Below are 15293 nucleotides of genomic sequence, written 5' to 3' on the forward strand. Positions count from 1 at the left end.
GATAATCAATGTGCCGAGCGGAGCTCGTCGTTCGAATGGTGGCGGGTGGGGGCTGGAGGATGGTGCCATGGGTGTTGAGCTGCTCGACCTGTCGGTGCCGATCGTCACGGGCATGCCCGTCTACCCGGGCGATCCGGAGGTGGAGGCCGTCCCCGCGCTGACGGTCGCCGAAGCCGGTGTGAACGTCCTCCGCCTGCACATGGGCTCGCAGTCGGGTACGCACGTGGACGCGCCGTTCCACATCGACGACGCCCTGCCGCGCCTCGACGAGCTTCCCCTGACCCGGTTCACCGGCCCGGCCGTCGTCATGGACGCCCGCGGCCTGCCGCCCCGGACGTCCATCGGCCCGGATCTCCTGCCGGCCGGTCTCGGGCCCGGCGTCGTCCTGCTCGTCGCCACCGGCTGGTCCCGGCACTGGGGGACCGGCACCTATCCGGCCCATCCGTACATCGCTCCCGGGACCGCGGAGGCGGTCGTCGCCGCCGGCGTCCGGACGGTGGCCATCGACGCCCTCAGCGTCGACCGCACCCCGCCTCCGGGCTCGGACGAGTTCTCCCTCGCGGTCCACCGTGTCCTCTGCGAGGCCGGTGCGGTGATCGCGGAGAACCTCACCGGGCTCGTCCGCGTCGTCGAGGCGCAGCGGGCGGGCTGCGCGATCGACGTGTCGCTCTTCCCCATCGCGCTGTCCGGCGCGGACGGCGCCCCCGTCCGCGCCGTCGCCCGCGTGGACGACCGGGCCGTCCTCGTATGAGCGGCACGGGCATGCGGCTGGGCATCACGATGTTCGCGACCGACCTGACGATGGAACCGCACGAGCTGGCGAGGGAGGCCGAGGACCGCGGATTCTCGTCCCTTTACGTCCCCGAGCACACCCACATACCGGTGTCGCGCGAGACGGCGCCCCCGACGGGTGACGCGGCGCTTCCCGCCGAGTACGCGCGCACGCTCGACCCGCTCGTCTCCCTGGCCGCGGCCGCCGCGGTGACCGAGCGGATCACGCTCGGGACCGGCATCCTGCTGCCCGCGCAGCGCGACCCGATCGTCACCGCCAAGGCCGTCGCGACGCTGGACCGGCTCGCGCGGGGACGGTTCGCGCTCGGCATCGGCTACGGCTGGAACGCGGAGGAGGGCGCCGCCCACGGCGTGCCCTGGAAACGGAGGCGCGCGATGGTCCGCGAGCACGTCCTGGCCATGCGGGCCCTGTGGACGGAGGAGCAGGCGTCCTTCAACGGCGAGTTCGTCGGTTTCGACGCGAGCTGGTCGTGGCCCAAGCCGTCCGGGCGGGTGCCCGTGCTGCTCGGCGGCGCGCCCGGTCCCACGCTGTTCGCGCACATCGCCGAGTACGGCGACGGGTGGCTGCCGATCGGCGGCGCGGGCATCCGCGAGGCGCAGCCCGGGCTGCGGCGCGCCTGCGAGGAGGCGGGACGGCCCATGGTGCCCATCGTGCCGTTCGGGACGCTGCCCACCCCCGGGAAACTCGCCTTCTACGCCTCACTCGGCATCGAGGAGGTCGTGCTGCGCGTGCCCGCAGGCGGCCGCGACGCCGTCCTGCCGCTCCTGGACGAGTACGAGCGCTCCTACCTGTGAGTCACTTGATCATCCGGAAGCAGAAGAAGGTCGGGAAACGGTAGTACTGCCCCTTGCCCGACTTCACCGCGCCCAGGATGAGGAACACCCACCCGCCGATCAGGAGCTCCAGATACGGGACGATGAGCCCGATGAGGAAGACCGGCGTGTCGAAGATGATGGCCGGCGGAACGCAGACGGCCAGCACCGCGAGGAAATGGATCAGCAGGGTGAGCGAGTTGTTCATCGACTGCGCCGCGTGGAACCGGGTGAACGGCGAGGTGTTCTTCTTCACGAGGTAGATGATCAGCGCGGGCAGGAAGCCGATCAGGAGGTTCCCGACGTAGGCGAAGACGGCCCAGGTGGTCTCCTCGCCCGGGTGATTCTGCGGCCCGTATCCCCAGCGCGGATCGTAGGGGCCTCCGGGAGGCGGACCATAGGGCGGCTGGCCGTAAGGCGGCTCACCGTAAGGCGGCTGACCGTAGGGACCCTGACCATAGGGACCCTGACCATAGGCGCCTTGCCCGTAGGGACCCTGACCATGGGGGCCTTGCCCGTAGGGGCCGGAGTACGGCGGCGGCTGATCGTGCGGCGGTGGTGGGGGCTGGTCCGTCAATGGCCTTTCCTTCGGTCTGCTAAAGGTTCTGCAGGAATCTATCCGACTGCCGGCCGCCGCCGCAGGTGCGCTACCGTCACCGGCCATGAAGGGTGACAGGGCTCCCGGCGACGCGGACGGCGACGACAGAAGACCGCGGAACCCGTATCCCCTGCCGGGGCAGAAGTGGGTCCCGCCCGGCGACGACCCGCCGTCCGCTCCGCCTCCGGCGCCCCCGATCCCCGGCGTCCCGCCGTCCAAGGGCGGCCCGCCCGCGTTTCCGGTCGGCGGCCGCTCGGTGCGGTCGGGGCAGCGTCAGCTCTGGCTGGTCTTCCTCGGCCCGTTCGTCGTCGCGATGCTCGTCATCTCCACCTGGGCGGGATTCCAGGTCTCCAGCCTCGGCCAGGACACCGGCGAGGACCCGGGCGTGTCGGCCCTCCCGTCCGACTCGCCGGAGCCGGAACCCGTCAGCACCGTCCCCCCGAAGGTGAAGGGCTGGAAGGCCGTCAGCAGCGCCAAGTACGGGATGACCTATGACGTCCCGTCCTCATGGCGCATCCTGCCCTCGACGACCCTCATCGGGTGGGAAGGGGTCAGGGAGGGCGAGCGGTCGATGATGAGCTCCGCCGCGGTGTTCCGCGAGGACTCGTGCAAGGACGGCGAGGACGAGTACACCCGCGCGCACACGGGCTTCAACCAGTACATCGAGGGCGGGCTCACCGAGGTCGCCGAGCACGCCGCGAACAAGTGGGCGACGAACGCCTACACCGTCGAGGGCGACCCGGCGCCGTCGATCACCGTGAGCGCGCCGAAGACCGTGAAGGCCGGCCGGGAGAAGGCCGTGCACGTCCGCGCCGACATCGTCGTCCGGAGCACCGGGCGGTGCGATGCGCCGACGGCGGTCGTGCACACGGTCGCCGTCCCGGGCGTCGGGCCCGGGAAGACGACGGTCTTCGTCCTGATGTCCGACCAGGGGATCCCGGACGCGGCGCCGAAGGCGGAGATCAAGAAGATCCTCGGCAGTCTCCGGCACGGCTGACGCGGGGGCGGACGGCGGCGGACGGCGGCGGCGCGGACCCTGCCGTCCGCCCCGCGCGGGCCCGCATCCTAGAATCGCGTTCGAGTTTGCACACGGGAGGGCCGCATGAGCGCGATGCCGATGGAACGGCAGGAACTGGGGGACGACGAGGTGACGGCGCGGGCCGCCCTCGCCGCCCGGGTTCGTGAGCTGGCCGAGGCGGCCGTGCTCACCGGAGCCGGCGCAGCGGAGGCCGCCGCGGTGGCCGACGAGATCGAGGCGCTGACCGCCCGGCTCGCGGTGGGGCGCAGGGGCGCGCCGCCGTACGTCACGTCCAGCGAAGGCATCATGGAGCGGCACACGGCCAACCCCGTCAACGGGACCCTCAACCCCTTCGCGCCACCGGTCGACCTGAAGGTCACCCCGGACGGCACCGTCCGCGCCGAGTTCACCCTCAGCCCCCTGTACGAGGGGCCGCCGTCGTACGTGCACGGCGGCGTCTCCGCGATGGTGCTCGACCAGGCACTCGGCATGGCCGCGGCCGCCTCCGGAACGCCCGGCATGACCGCGACGCTGGAGCTGCGCTACCGGCGCCCCACCCCGCTCGGCGTCCCGCTCGTCGTCGAGGCGCGGTTCAGCCGTGTGGAGGGACGGAAGGTCCACGCGTCCGGGAGCATCACGGGACCGGACGGCCGCGTCACGGTGGAGGCCACCGCGATGTTCATCATGCCCACGCGCTTCGTCACGTCGCAGCACTGACCTCGGCCCGGCCGCGTAACACCCGCCGGCGGCGGGGCCGCGGCGCGCGTCAGTACTCGTAGACCTTGACCGCCGGGTCGGTGTCGTGCCAGGTGGCGATGACCGACGAGGTGTGCTTGTCGTTGAGGAAGTCGACGCGGAGCCATCCGTCGGCCTGCGTCACGCGCGTCTCGTAGCCCGGGTTGGGCGTCGCCGACACCAGCCGCACGCGGTGCTTCTCGACGGACATGGCGGCGCGTCCGCCGCGCGTGGCGTAGCTGCGGACGTTGTCGGGCGGCTTCGGGGCGGGGTCGTCCTCCTCGTGGCCGCCCGGCGGCGCCTTCGGGGACTTGGACGGCTTCGGCACCCTGTCCTCGGCGGCCGGCTGGCCGGGCCGCGAGGTCGGCGGGCCGATGGTCGTCGGGACCGGCGGGCTGGAGTGGATGATCGGGCCCGCGATCGGCGGCGGCGCCGACCTCTCCGACACCGCGCCGCGGACGACGCCGCGTACTCCCAGCCAGGAGAGCGCCACCGCGAGCGCGGTCACCCCGGCCCACGGGGCAACATACGACATCGCGCGACGCATGGGCACATGGTGGCATACGGTTCCGCCATGGCGAGTGTTCTGGTGGTCGAGGATGATGCGAATGTCCGGACCGCCTTGATCAGGGAACTGAGTGCCCGGTCACATGTGGTACGTAGCGTCGGGACCGCGATGGACGCGCTGCGCGAGGTCACACAGGCGCCTCCCGACGTCGTCGTCCTCGACCTCGGGCTGCCCGACCTCGACGGCGCCGAGGTGCTGAAGATGCTCCGCGGCATCTCCGACGTCCCCGTCATCATCGCGACGGCACGCGACGACGAGCCCGAGATCGTCCGGCTGCTGAACGCCGGCGCCGACGACTACCTCATCAAACCGTTCTCCATCGAACACCTCAGCGCCAGGCTGGCGGCGGTGCTGCGCAGGTCCGCGCGGTCCGGGCCGACCGCCGAGCTCAGCGTCGGCGGCCTGCACATCGACCTGGACCGGCGGGAGGCCCTGCTGGACGGCGAGAACCTCGAACTGACCCGCCGCGAATTCGACCTGCTGGCGTACCTGGCCGCCCGCCCCGGACGGGTCGTGGCGCGGCGCGAACTGCTCGCCGAGGTGTGGCGGCAGGCCTACGGCGACGACCAGACCATCGACGTCCATCTGTCCTGGCTCCGCCGGAAGCTCGGCGAGACCGCCGCCGCCCCCCGCTACCTGCACACGGTGCGCGGTGTCGGGGTCCGGCTGGCCGAGCCCGATCCGCGGTCATGAGGAAGACGCTCGTCCTGGTGTCCCTCGCGGTCACCTCGATGGTCGCGCTGGCGTTCCTGATCCCGCTCGCGCTGACCGTCCGGGAGATCGCCCGGGACCGCGCCCTCACCACCGCCGAACGGCAGGCCAGCGCCCTCGGCCCCGTCCTCGTCGTCACCGAGGACCCCGCCGCCCTCGAACGCGCCGTCGCCAGCACGCAGGCCGGCGCCGCGGGCCGGATGACCGTGCACATGCCCGACGGCGGGCTGGTCCCGAGGAACGGGCACGGCGAGTTCAGCGCCCGCCCCGAGCAGCTCACCGAGGCCGGGCGGCGCGGACGCGCCTACACCGCCCGCGTGAACGGCGGATACGCGCTGCTGCAGCCGGTGTCGCTGGACGCGGGCCGCACCGCCGTCGTCGAGGTCTTCCTGCCCGACGAGGACCTGTCGCGCGGCGTGTGGCAGGCGTGGCTCGTCATGACGACCGTCGCCGCCGCGCTCGTCGCCGGGTCCGTCGCCGTCGCCGACCGGCTCGGCAACCGCATGATCCGCTCCACCCGCCGGCTCGCCGAGGCCGCCGGCGCGTTCGGCGAGGGGCAGATGTCGATCCGCATCGAGCCGGACGGCCCGCCCGAGCTGATCGAGGCCGGGCTGGCGTTCAACGCGATGGCCGACCACGTCGTCCAGCTCCTGTCCGCCGAGCGGGAGATGGCCGCCGACCTGTCGCACCGGCTGCGCACGCCGCTCGCCGCGCTCCGCCTCAACGCCGAGGCCCTCGGGGACGGGCCCGTCGCCGACCAGACCCGCGAGGCCGTCGACCGCATCGAGCGCGAGGTCGACCAGATCATCCGCACCGTCCGGCGGCCCACCGGCCGGGGCAGCTGCGACGCCGGCAAGGTGCTGCGCGACCGGGTCTCGTTCTGGTCCGTCCTCGCCGAGGACGAGGGGCGCTCCTGCGAGCTGATCGGCGCCGACGGGCCCGCGCCCCTGCCGCTGCCCGGAACCGAACTCGCCGCCGCCGTCGACGCGCTGCTCGGCAACATCTTCCGGCACACGTCCGAGGGCACCGGCTTCGCCGTCACCCTCCACCAGGGCCAGGGCGTCACCGGCATCCTCGTCGCCGACGGGGGCCCCGGCATCGCCGACCCGGACGCCGCGCTGGAGCGGGGCAGCAGCAGCGGCGGATCCACCGGCCTCGGCCTCGACATCGCCCGCCGCGCCGCCGAGTCCACGGGCGGCTACCTGCGCATCCACCGCAGCGTCCTCGGCGGCGCCCAGGTGCAGATGTGGTTCCGGACCAAGTGGCTGCCGCCCGCCCGGCGCTCCCGCCGCCTCGTCCGCCGCCGCCACTCCCGCACCTAGCGGCCGCGCCACTCCCGCGGCTTCGCCGCGGCCCGCCCGGCCCGCCGCAGTCGCGTCTCCGGCTTCTTCGCGCCGATGGCATAGCCGGAACTTAAATCCGCCTTAACGGCGGAGAAGACGTCCCGGCGCGCTCCTAGCCTGACGGGCATGAAGAGCCCCCGCTCCCCGTACGAGCCCCGCCGCTCCCAGTACGTGGCCGCCGGCCTCATCGGCGTCGTCGGCCTCGTCGTCGCCGCCCTCATCGCCGTCTTCGCCATCCGCGCGAGCGGCAACGTCCCGACGGCGCCCAGCTCGTACATCATCGGCGTCCGGGGCGCGTGAGGCGGCGGAGGGCGGCGTCGTGACCGCCTCGTCGACCCGGACGATTCCGGCCGGATGAACGGCGGGACCGGTGCCCATCACGTCGATGGACACCGGTCCCTGGCCCAGGCGTCAGCAGTCGAAGTACTTCACGTACCACTTGCCGTTGCCGTGACCGATCTTGTAGTCGGCGATCCAGCGGTGAGGCTTCATCCTCACCCACAGATATCCGTCCCGGCGCTCAATGGTGTCCCAGTCGGTCCTGACCCGGGTCCCGTACTCCAGGGCGGTTACCTTGTGGTACCCGAGGCCCGGCCCCGTCCGGACGTTCAGTCCGTTCTCGGGGAGGACCTTCCCGTGGCACCAGCGGCTGCGCGCCCGGTCCTGGCCGAGCCGCTCCATCGCCTCGGCGGCGCCCTTGGGCCCCACCATGATCGCGCCCGGCCCGCGCCCCTCCTCCTGCGGAGCTTGGACGTTCTCCGGGTTCGGCGGCGGCTGTTCGGCGGCGGCCAACGCACCCCCGCTCAGCGTGCCTCCCGCGAGGACGGCGGCGGCCAGGCCGGCGCCGAGCTTTACCCCTACATGCATCTGCTTCCTCCAGGTCGGTCCGACGTGCATCCTCTGACTACCCAGAGTCAGATAATGTTGACGCAACGTAACGAAGACTCTTTTTGGTCTTCCGGACACCCGGCCCCGGCTTGGGCCACTGGGACACCACCCGTCTACCGACCAAGCCTTGCGCCCCTCCCCGAACGCCCCTGACCGCCCCCGAATAAGGCTTGCTCAGCGGTTCCCTAAGTGAGGCTTAAAGGCGTTCTCTTGGGGGGCGGGGCGGCTTAGCGTTACGGGTGTCAGATCGAAGAGACGGCGGAGGTGCACAGGCGGAGAGCAGAGCGAACGTCGGCTGAGGTTCCGACTGAGGTTCCTGATTGAGACAGGTTTCTGGCCCGCACGGCCCCGTAACCCCGCTCTGGGGCCGTGCGGGCCAGAAGCCTTTTCAGGACCGGGGGAGGGCGCCCAGGAGAAGGAGGCGGAAGGCTTCGGCGGTGCCGGTGGCGGCGGTGTCGCCGGTGGCGAGGCGGCGGACGGCCAGGCCGTAGAGCATGGCGACGATCGCGGGGGCGTGGCCTTCGGCGTCGGGGATGCCGAGGGCGGTGAGGATGGCGGTGGCCAGGCGGTCGTAGGCCTCCACGGAACGCGCCGAGGTCTCGCGGAGGGCGGGGTCGCGGGCGGCGTGCAGGTGGAGTTCCAGGTTCGCTATCTGCTCGGGGCCGTACGCGAAGCCGACGACGGCCTTTTCGACCTCGTCCGCCGCGTCCACGGGGGCCATTCCGGATTCGGTGAGAGTGGTCACGTAGGCGGTTATGCGGGCTATCTCGTCGTCCACGAATGTGTGCAGCGCCTCGCGGAGCAGGTCCTCCTGGCTGGGGAAATGGTAGGTGAGGGAGCCGAGGGAGACGCCGGCCGCGCGGGCGACGGCCCGGTTGGTCACGGCGCCGATGCCCTGCTCGCCGATGAGGCGCAGGGTGGCTCGGAGGATCTGGTCGCGGGCGCTCATTGATGGACAGTCTTCCCTGAAATCGGCGCGGTCTGTATCGTTCGTTCGAACGAACGATACCTGGGGAGGCGGCGTGGTGCTGGGGCTGGCCGGGCAGGCGGAAGCACTGGCGAGGGGCGAGGTGTCCTCGAGCGAACTGGTCGGAGAGAGTCTGGAGAGCATCAGGCGGCACGAGTCGCTCGGGGCGTTCCGGGTGGTGCGGGACGAGGCGGCGAGGCAGGAGGCCCTGGACGCCGACAAGCGTCTCCGGGACGGGGAGCGGCTGCCGCTGCTCGGGGTGCCCGTCGCGATCAAGGACGACACGGATCTGGCGGGCGAGACCACGCCGTTCGCCGTGGAAGGCGATCACCGGCCCGCGGCGCGGGACGGGGAGGTCGTGCGCAAGCTGCGGGCCGCCGGTGCCGTCATCGTGGGGAAGACCACGACCTGTGAGGTGGGGCTGTGGCCCTTCAGCGAGTCGCCCGGGTTCGGGGTCGCCCGGAACCCGTGGAATCCCGCCTACACGCCGGGCGGGTCGTCGGGTGGTTCGGCGGCGGCCGTGGCGGCGGGGATGGTCGCCGGGGCGGTGGGGTCCGACGGGGCCGGGTCGATCCGCATCCCGGCGGCGTGGACGGGACTGGTCGGCATCAAGCCGCAGCGGGGCCGCGTTTCCGGGTATCCGCACACCGATCCGTTCAACGGGATCACCGTGTGGGGGCCGCTCGCCCGGAGCGTCCATGATGCCGCCCTCCTGCTCGATGTGCTGAGCGGAAGCCACCCCGAGGACGTGTACCAGATCGATCCGCCGGTGACGCCGTTCGCGGAGTTCGCGAAGAGGGAGCCGAGGAGGCTGCGCATCGCCGTCTCCTTCAGGACGGCGTTCGGGGTCAGCGGGAAACTCGACCCGGAGATCCGCGGGGCCGTCGAGCGGCTCGCGAGGCGGCTGACGGATCTGGGGCACAAGGTCTTTCCCGCCGATCCCGACTACGGGCTCGTGGGGCTCGGGCTCATCCCGCGGGGGACGGCGGGGGTGGCCGACATGCTCGACGCCATGCCGAACCCGCGGCCGGAGCACCGGACGGAGGTCGAGGCGCGGATCGGGCGGCTGGCCGGGAAGCGGCTCCTTCCGCTGGCCAAGAGGATGGACCCCTACCTGCGCAGGAAGGTCGGGCGGATCTTCCAGGCGGCGGATGTGGTGCTCACCCCGACCACCGCTCAGCCGCCGCTGAAGGTGGGCGCCTTCGATGGGGTCGGCTATCAGAAGACGCAGTCCGGTGTGGCCGCGGTGTGCCCCTACGCCTGGACGTGGAATGTGCTGGGGTGGCCCGGCGTGAACGTGCCCGCGGGGTTCACGAAGGCAGGGCTCCCGGTCGGGGCGCAGCTTCTCGGGCACGACTCCGACGAGGCGACGCTCATCTCGCTCGCCGCCCAGCTGGAGGCGGTCGAGGGGTGGGTCGAAAGGCGTCCCTGACAGCGCGGCGGGCCGCCGGTGCGGCGGGCTGAGCCCGTACCGGCGGCCCGCCGTGTTCGGCGATCCGCGTCAGTAGCCCGCGCCGGTGAGCATGCCGCCGTCGACCAGGACCTCGCTGCCCGTGCAGTAGGACGAGTCGTCCGAGGCCAGGTAGACGACCAGGCCGGACACCTCCTTGGACTTGCCCATGCGGCCGAGGGGGAGGGCCTTCAGGAACGCGTCGGCGCTGTCGGCGGTGGCGGAGACGACGTCGTCCTGGAGGGAGAGGGGCGTCAGGACGCCGCCGGGGTGGATCGAGTTCACCCGGATGCCGTACTTGCCGAGTTCCCGGGCGGCCGCCTTGGTGAGGCCGCGGATGCCGAACTTGCTGGCGCTGTAGGCGGCCAGCCCGGACGCGCCGATGAAGCCCTCGGTGGACGACACGTTGACGATGGAGCCGCCGCCCGCCTCGCGCATCGCGGCGGTCACGGACTTCACGCCGAGCCACTGGCCGATCAGGTTCACGTCCAGGATCTGGCGGAACTCGTCGACGGACATCTCCTCGATGGTCTTGTGCCTGATGATGCCGGCGTTGTTGACCAGGATGTGCAGTGCGCCGAAGGCCGACGTCGCGGTCTCCACCGCGTTGTGCCAGTCGTCCTCCTTCGACACGTCCATCCGGACGAACCGGGCGTCGTCTCCGAGGTCGGCGGCCAGTTTCGCGCCCTCGTCCTCCAGGACGTCGCCGAACACGACCCTGGCGCCCTCGTCCAGGAACCGGCGGACGTGGGATTTGCCCATGCCGCGCGCACCGCCGGTGATCAGCGCCACCTTGCCGTCAAGCTGCCCCATCAACGCTCCTCGTCGCCGGTGACCATCGCCAGCAAACCTAGCGAACGCTTGGTTGATGGAACAAGGTGGGGCTACCTCGTGCGCAGGCCGTCGAAGAGCAGCGCGAGCATCCGGTCGGCGTACGCGCCGGGATCGGAGGTGCGCTCCGACGCGACGCCGATCGCATTGGTGATCCGCAGCAGGTCGCGCGGGTCGATCTCGGCGCGGATCGCGCCCGCCCGCTGGGCTCTGCCCAGCAGCCGCCCCAGGGCGTCGCAGATCGAGGCGGCCGCGGCGCCCAGCCCGGTGCCGGCCCACTCCGCCGACATGGCCTGGATGATCACGGTTGAGGTACCGCGCGGCGTCGCCGCGCCCGCCAGGTAGGTGCGCAGCCAGCGGCCCAGCGCCGCCTCCGCGTCGAGCGCCTCGGTCGCCGCGTCCTGCGCCGGCTCGGCCAGCAGCTCGTCGGCGTGGGCGAGCAGCCCGTCGATCCGGTCGTGCAGGACGGCGTGCAGCAGGGCGTCGCGGGTGGGGAAATGGCGGTACAGCGTCCCGGAGCCGACGCCCGCCCGCTTGGCGATGTCGTCGAGCGACGCGCCCGTGCCGTGTTCCATGAAGGCGGCGCGGGCCGTCGCGATCAGTCGCTCGTAGTTGCGGCGGGCGTCGGCCCGCATCGGCCGGGTGTCCATGGGCACCGTCCAGCGGTGTCGCGGGTGACCTGGGGTGTCTCCGTCTGCTTCGTGACGAGACTGCCATCTTCGCGGGGGACGCGCTACCCGGCGAGGGCGTCGCGCGACAGCCGGTCAGCCCGGCGCGTGGTCTCCGGCAGGCGGTATTCGGGTGTGAGGGCGAGGACGTTCCGGCACGCCGTATCAAGGTCGATGCGATGGCCGACGGACACGAACACCGGTTTCACGCCGTCGCGCGTCCGCAGCACCCGCCCCACGGTCTCGCCGCCGTCGACCAGAGGGCTCGCGTCGCCGCGCCGCCGCCCCGGCTCCTCGTGGGCGCCGACGAACGCGGTCTTGCCGACGCCGATCGCCGGCAGGCCCGTCAGGACGCCCAGGTGGCAGGCCAGCCCGAACCGGCGCGGGTGCGCGACGCCGAAGCCGTCGCAGACGAGCAGGTCCGGGACGGTCTGCAGATCGCGCAGCGCGTTCAGCAGCGTGGGCAGCTCCCGGAACGCGAACAGGCCGGGGACATAGGGGAACGCGGCCGTGCCGACGGCGACCGACTCTTCGAGCACCTCCAGGCTCGTCCCGTCCAGGACGACCACGGCGGCGGCCAGGCGTGTCCCGGCGCCGCCGCCGTCCCCCGCGTACGAGACGTCCAGCCCCGCGACCGTGCGGGGCCGCGCCGGGCCGGGAACGTCCAGTTCGAGCAGCGGACGCAGCCGGTCCTGGATCGCCTCGGCCTCCTCGGGACCGGACGGCCAGGCATGCAGCTCGCGCACTTCCATGACCGTATTGTCCGCGATCGGCGCACCCGCTCAGGACACGGACGCGTACACGGCCTCCGTCAGCCGGTAGGCGCGCAGGTCCCCGGACACCATGTCGCCCATCAGGTTCGGCAGGTAGGCGAGCGCGAGCCCGGCCTCGGCGTCGCCGAGCCCGATCGAGCCGCCCGCGCCGGTGTGCCCGAACGCGGACTCCCGTCCGGCCGCCGGGGTGAAGAACGACTGCGCGGGACGCATGAAGCCGAGGCCGAACGCGCTGTCGATGAGCAGCGTCCGGTCCGGGCCGGCGACCCTCGGGCGGATCGCGTCCCGCAGCGTCTCCGGGCGCAGGATCCGGCCCGCGACGAGGTCGCGGTAGAACGCGGCGAACGCGGGCGCGGTGGCGAGCATCCCGGCGGACGGCCAGCCGGCGCGCAGCACGACCGGGTTGTTGTAGCCGCCCTTGCCCGGGTGCGGGTTGTTGAGCGAGCGGTTCATGGTGCTCTGGGGGTCGGTGTACGCAGCCGCCAGCCGGGTCAGGAGGTCGTTGTCCGCCTTCTTGGGGGAGCCGGCCCCGCCCCGCCGGGCCTCGCCTTGTTGAGCGCCGTCCTGCCGGCCGCCGCCCTGCCCGGGGCGCGCCGCCGTCATCTTCGCGGCACGCTCGATCGCCTCGTCGGGGGCGCCGATCCACAGGTCCAGGTCGCGGGCGAACTCGTCTGCGGCGAACGCGCCGACCGTCCTGCCCGAGTGGCGCCGGACGATCTCGCCGGCCAGCCAGCCGTAGGTCAGCGCGTGGTAGCCGTGCGCCTCACCGGGCGTCCACTCCGGCTTCTGCGCGGCCAGCTCGCCCGCGAGGGCCGCGGGGTCCGCCGCCTCCTCCGCAGGCACGGGACGGGCGAACGCGGGCAGGCCGGCCTGGTGCGTCAGCAGATGCGCGGCCGTCGTGCCCTCCTTGCCCTCGGCGCCGAACTCCGGCCACCAGTCCGTCACCGGGCCGTCCACCTCGTAGGCGCCGCGCTCGGCGAGCAGCAGCGCCGCGGCGGCCGTCACCGCCTTGGTGCAGGAGAACCCGAAGCAGGGGGTGTCGGCCAGCCACTCCCGCCCGCTGCGGCGGTCGGCGACACCGCCCCACAGGTCCACGACCTTGCGGCCGCCCGCGTAGACGGCGACGGCTGCGCCGAGTTCGCGGCCCGCGGCGAAGTTCTCCTCGAACACCTCGCGGACGCCGGCGAACGCCGGATCGCAGTGACCCTGCACAGTGCTCATGCGTCGACCCTTCAACGGAGACCTCTATAGAATCACGTTCTAGGACTCCGCGTGGGGCGGCGGCCTCACGCGTTGCGGTCGCGTGCGAAGGCGGTACCGAGCTCGGAACCGCGAGCCGTCGGCGCCGCGGCGAGCGACGCCCGTCCGAACTCCAGGGTCACAAGGGCGGCGGCCAGCCACACGACGTCGAACCAGGAGCGGAAGACGACGTTGCGCGGCTTGTAGGACGGCCTGAACTTCCGGTCGAAGAGGTAGAGCGACTCGGCCGCGATCCACCGGTCGAGCAGATGCACGGCGCGGTGGCCGGCCTGTTCCAGCGGGGTGCGCTCAGCGGCGTCCAGCAGCCGGCGGAACGCGGCGAAGTTCAGGGAGACGACGCCGTGGCCGCGGCGCGACGCGTACTCGATCATTTCGACGATGAGCCGCTCGTGGACGCCGTTCGGGCCGCCGGGGACGCGGCGCATCGCGTCCAGGCTCACGCCCTCGCCGGCGGTGACGTACCTCTGGAAGGCGATGGGTTCCTTGTCCCCGTCGTAGGCGACCGCGACGATCGCTCCGGGATGGTGGCCGGTGAGCAGCTCGTCCAGGTTCATCGCGAAGCCGCGCTCGGCCGCGCCGCCGAGCGAGCGGGACGCGACGTCCAGCAACCGCTCGCGCAGGCCGGGGGTGAGGTCGCGCTCCGGGACGATCTGCGACGTGACGCCCGCGTTGACGGTGCGCTGGACCGCCTGCCGGACGTTGCGCATCCGGCGTCCGGACAGGGTGAACTCCTCGGGGCGGACGATGACCTCGTCGCCGTAGCCGATCGAGCGGAGGCGCCCCCAGACGGGGAGGAGGCCGTCGCTCGCGCCGAGGACGGCGGGCCGCCAGCCGGCCGTCCGGCACCGCGCGAGGAACGACCTGACCGCGCAGGCGTGCGAGGCGGGGTCGCCGACCGGGTCGCCGCCCGCCACCGCGATCCCGAACAGCACCCGGTAGCCGATCGCGGCCCGCCCGTCCGCGCTGAACACGTACGCCTTGTCGCGGCGCAGGGCGAACGGCGCCAGGGTGTCCGAGCCGGGGTGGGCGACCAGGTCGGCGACGCGCAGGCGGTCCGCCTCGCCGCCGGATGGGGGAGCGGGGGCGGGCGCGAGAAGCGTGATGACCATGACGAGGAGCCCGGCCGCGCCCGCCAGGCCGAGGGTGCCCGGCAGCCAGGACGCGCCGTCGATGGGCGTGCCGGTGGCGCCGAGCCCGCCCGCGACCTGGCCGACCGACCGGACGGACACGCCGCCGAACAGCAGCGAGCAGCCGACGGACGCGACGGCGAGGAGCGCGCCGGTCTTCGCCGCCGCGCGGACCCGTTCGGGGTGGGGGCGGACGGGGAACCGGTCGCGCGCCTGCCACAGCCCGCCCAGGGCGGCGGCGAGCAGCGGCGCCCGCCACGGCACGCCCGCGAGGGCGAGGACGCCGTCATCGGCGACCGCACCGTCCTCGGCGAGCGAGGCGAGCAGGCCGAGCAGGACCAGGACGACAAGGGCGTACCAGGCGGCGCGGCGGCGCAGCAGGACACCGCGAGCGACCAGCGCGAGGGCGAGTCCGAGGGCCACGGCGTGGACGGGGGCGACCGGGCCGCCCGTCACGAGACCGGCCGGCCGGCCGAGCCACTTCGGGGAGTCCGTCAGTGCCGGTGCCGCGATCAGCCCGGCGACGAGCATCGTGGCGAGCGCGAGCGGCCACACCGGCCGGTCCGGCCCACCGGGCGCCACCGCGCGGGGACGTGGGAGGTCGTCTCCCCAGGGTGAATCCGTCTTCGCCCGGGGGGCCGGGGGGTCGTCTCCCCAGGGTGAATCGCCTGCTCGCACGAAGGACACCTCCGCTGGCCCGCACCACCAAGATCCTTTGAACGGCCATACCCGGCCCGGCCGTTTCGAAGCC

17 protein-coding genes are annotated in these 15293 nt (G+C 72.9%); 8 read left to right on the top strand and 9 right to left on the bottom strand.

Features of this window, described 5'->3' with window-relative positions; translation table 11 throughout:
• Positions 1-67 precede the first annotated feature (67 nt).
• Together ACGFIS_RS10080 and ACGFIS_RS10085 are read left to right on the top strand one after the other, a co-directional pair.
• On the top strand, positions 68-751 hold the full coding sequence (locus ACGFIS_RS10080) for a cyclase family protein (RefSeq protein WP_392901869.1): 684 nt from the start codon (positions 68-70) through the stop codon (positions 749-751).
• Positions 748-1587: an LLM class F420-dependent oxidoreductase gene (locus tag ACGFIS_RS10085; RefSeq protein ID WP_392901871.1), complete on the top strand. Its 840-nt coding sequence runs from the start codon at positions 748-750 to the stop codon at positions 1585-1587. The genes ACGFIS_RS10080 and ACGFIS_RS10085 overlap by 4 nt, the downstream gene beginning before the upstream one ends.
• Before the next feature lies 1 nt (position 1588).
• On the opposite strand, the gene ACGFIS_RS10090 is transcribed toward ACGFIS_RS10085, so the two are convergent.
• Positions 1589-2182 carry a DUF4870 domain-containing protein gene (locus ACGFIS_RS10090; RefSeq protein ID WP_392901874.1) on the bottom strand — a complete coding sequence of 198 codons (594 nt, stop codon included), beginning with the start codon at positions 2180-2182 and terminating at the stop codon, positions 1589-1591.
• A gap of 85 nt (positions 2183-2267) precedes the next feature.
• Here ACGFIS_RS10090 and ACGFIS_RS10095 point away from each other — a divergent pair, with 85 nt between their 5' ends.
• Both ACGFIS_RS10095 and ACGFIS_RS10100 read left to right on the top strand, forming a co-directional pair.
• The gene (locus tag ACGFIS_RS10095; protein ID WP_392901876.1) at positions 2268-3200 is read left to right on the top strand and encodes a hypothetical protein; all 933 of its coding nucleotides are present in this window, start codon (positions 2268-2270) and stop codon (positions 3198-3200) included.
• Between the two features lie 105 nt (positions 3201-3305).
• The gene (locus ACGFIS_RS10100; RefSeq protein ID WP_392901878.1) at positions 3306-3938 is read left to right on the top strand and encodes a PaaI family thioesterase; all 633 of its coding nucleotides are present in this window, start codon (positions 3306-3308) and stop codon (positions 3936-3938) included.
• 49 nt (positions 3939-3987) lie between these two features.
• Here ACGFIS_RS10100 and ACGFIS_RS10105 read toward each other — a convergent pair whose 3' ends face one another.
• Entirely contained in the window at positions 3988-4491 is a 504-nt protein-coding gene (locus ACGFIS_RS10105) for a hypothetical protein (RefSeq protein ID WP_392901880.1), read from the bottom strand.
• Between the two features lie 39 nt (positions 4492-4530).
• On the opposite strand from ACGFIS_RS10105, the gene ACGFIS_RS10110 reads away from it, so the two are divergent.
• The 3 genes from ACGFIS_RS10110 to ACGFIS_RS10120 all read left to right on the top strand — a co-directional run bounded on the left by ACGFIS_RS10110 (position 4531) and on the right by ACGFIS_RS10120 (position 6878).
• The gene (locus tag ACGFIS_RS10110) at positions 4531-5217 is read left to right on the top strand and encodes a response regulator transcription factor (RefSeq protein ID WP_392901882.1); all 687 of its coding nucleotides are present in this window, start codon (positions 4531-4533) and stop codon (positions 5215-5217) included.
• A complete protein-coding gene (locus tag ACGFIS_RS10115) occupies positions 5214-6557 on the top strand; it encodes a sensor histidine kinase (RefSeq protein WP_392901884.1) in 1344 nt (447 codons plus the stop codon). Before ACGFIS_RS10110 ends, ACGFIS_RS10115 begins: the two co-directional genes overlap by 4 nt.
• Before the next feature lie 147 nt (positions 6558-6704).
• Complete coding sequence (locus tag ACGFIS_RS10120; RefSeq protein WP_392901886.1) at positions 6705-6878, top strand: hypothetical protein; 174 nt, start codon at positions 6705-6707, stop codon at positions 6876-6878.
• A gap of 111 nt (positions 6879-6989) precedes the next feature.
• Here the strand turns inward: ACGFIS_RS10120 and ACGFIS_RS10125 are convergent, their stop codons facing one another.
• Both ACGFIS_RS10125 and ACGFIS_RS10130 read right to left on the bottom strand, forming a co-directional pair.
• Positions 6990-7445, bottom strand: coding sequence for an SH3 domain-containing protein (locus ACGFIS_RS10125; RefSeq protein ID WP_392901888.1), 456 nt, complete (start codon positions 7443-7445; stop codon positions 6990-6992).
• Positions 7446-7854: 409 nt separating this feature from the next.
• Positions 7855-8415: a TetR/AcrR family transcriptional regulator gene (locus ACGFIS_RS10130; RefSeq protein ID WP_392901890.1), complete on the bottom strand. Its 561-nt coding sequence runs from the start codon at positions 8413-8415 to the stop codon at positions 7855-7857.
• Between the two features lie 73 nt (positions 8416-8488).
• On the opposite strand from ACGFIS_RS10130, the gene ACGFIS_RS10135 reads away from it, so the two are divergent.
• A complete protein-coding gene (locus ACGFIS_RS10135; RefSeq protein ID WP_392901892.1) occupies positions 8489-9865 on the top strand; it encodes an amidase in 1377 nt (458 codons plus the stop codon).
• A gap of 69 nt (positions 9866-9934) precedes the next feature.
• Here the strand turns inward: ACGFIS_RS10135 and ACGFIS_RS10140 are convergent, their stop codons facing one another.
• The 5 genes from ACGFIS_RS10140 to ACGFIS_RS10160 all read right to left on the bottom strand — a co-directional run bounded on the left by ACGFIS_RS10140 (position 9935) and on the right by ACGFIS_RS10160 (position 15097).
• Positions 9935-10696: a glucose 1-dehydrogenase gene (locus ACGFIS_RS10140; RefSeq protein ID WP_392901895.1), complete on the bottom strand. Its 762-nt coding sequence runs from the start codon at positions 10694-10696 to the stop codon at positions 9935-9937.
• A gap of 71 nt (positions 10697-10767) precedes the next feature.
• Positions 10768-11364 carry a TetR/AcrR family transcriptional regulator gene (locus tag ACGFIS_RS10145; protein WP_392901897.1) on the bottom strand — a complete coding sequence of 199 codons (597 nt, stop codon included), beginning with the start codon at positions 11362-11364 and terminating at the stop codon, positions 10768-10770.
• An 83-nt stretch (positions 11365-11447) separates the two neighbouring features.
• Entirely contained in the window at positions 11448-12134 is a 687-nt protein-coding gene (gene nfi, locus ACGFIS_RS10150) for a deoxyribonuclease V (protein WP_392901899.1), read from the bottom strand.
• Positions 12135-12164: 30 nt separating this feature from the next.
• On the bottom strand, positions 12165-13376 hold the full coding sequence (locus ACGFIS_RS10155) for a serine hydrolase domain-containing protein (protein ID WP_392901900.1): 1212 nt from the start codon (positions 13374-13376) through the stop codon (positions 12165-12167).
• Positions 13377-13441: 65 nt separating this feature from the next.
• Positions 13442-15097, bottom strand: coding sequence for a bifunctional lysylphosphatidylglycerol flippase/synthetase MprF (locus ACGFIS_RS10160; protein WP_392901902.1), 1656 nt, complete (start codon positions 15095-15097; stop codon positions 13442-13444).
• Between the last annotated feature and the right edge of the window lie 196 nt (positions 15098-15293).

Origin of the sequence: Spirillospora sp. NPDC048824, assembly GCF_043198455.1 — a bacterium.
Taxonomy (GTDB): domain Bacteria; phylum Actinomycetota; class Actinomycetes; order Streptosporangiales; family Streptosporangiaceae; genus Spirillospora.

Coding starts and splice junctions, on each gene's coding strand:
- ACGFIS_RS10145 (WP_392901897.1), bottom strand. CDS start 11,364: ATGGACACCCGGCCGATGCGGGCCGACGCCCGCCGCAACTACGAGCGA.
- ACGFIS_RS10140 (WP_392901895.1), bottom strand. CDS start 10,696: ATGGGGCAGCTTGACGGCAAGGTGGCGCTGATCACCGGCGGTGCGCGC.
- ACGFIS_RS10130 (WP_392901890.1), bottom strand. CDS start 8,415: ATGAGCGCCCGCGACCAGATCCTCCGAGCCACCCTGCGCCTCATCGGC.
- ACGFIS_RS10155 (WP_392901900.1), bottom strand. CDS start 13,376: ATGAGCACTGTGCAGGGTCACTGCGATCCGGCGTTCGCCGGCGTCCGC.
- ACGFIS_RS10095 (WP_392901876.1), top strand. CDS start 2,268: ATGAAGGGTGACAGGGCTCCCGGCGACGCGGACGGCGACGACAGAAGA.
- ACGFIS_RS10080 (WP_392901869.1), top strand. CDS start 68: ATGGGTGTTGAGCTGCTCGACCTGTCGGTGCCGATCGTCACGGGCATG.
- nfi (WP_392901899.1), bottom strand. CDS start 12,134: ATGGAAGTGCGCGAGCTGCATGCCTGGCCGTCCGGTCCCGAGGAGGCC.
- ACGFIS_RS10115 (WP_392901884.1), top strand. CDS start 5,214: ATGAGGAAGACGCTCGTCCTGGTGTCCCTCGCGGTCACCTCGATGGTC.
- ACGFIS_RS10110 (WP_392901882.1), top strand. CDS start 4,531: ATGGCGAGTGTTCTGGTGGTCGAGGATGATGCGAATGTCCGGACCGCC.
- ACGFIS_RS10085 (WP_392901871.1), top strand. CDS start 748: ATGAGCGGCACGGGCATGCGGCTGGGCATCACGATGTTCGCGACCGAC.
- ACGFIS_RS10125 (WP_392901888.1), bottom strand. CDS start 7,445: ATGCATGTAGGGGTAAAGCTCGGCGCCGGCCTGGCCGCCGCCGTCCTC.
- ACGFIS_RS10105 (WP_392901880.1), bottom strand. CDS start 4,491: ATGTCGTATGTTGCCCCGTGGGCCGGGGTGACCGCGCTCGCGGTGGCG.
- ACGFIS_RS10100 (WP_392901878.1), top strand. CDS start 3,306: ATGAGCGCGATGCCGATGGAACGGCAGGAACTGGGGGACGACGAGGTG.
- ACGFIS_RS10120 (WP_392901886.1), top strand. CDS start 6,705: ATGAAGAGCCCCCGCTCCCCGTACGAGCCCCGCCGCTCCCAGTACGTG.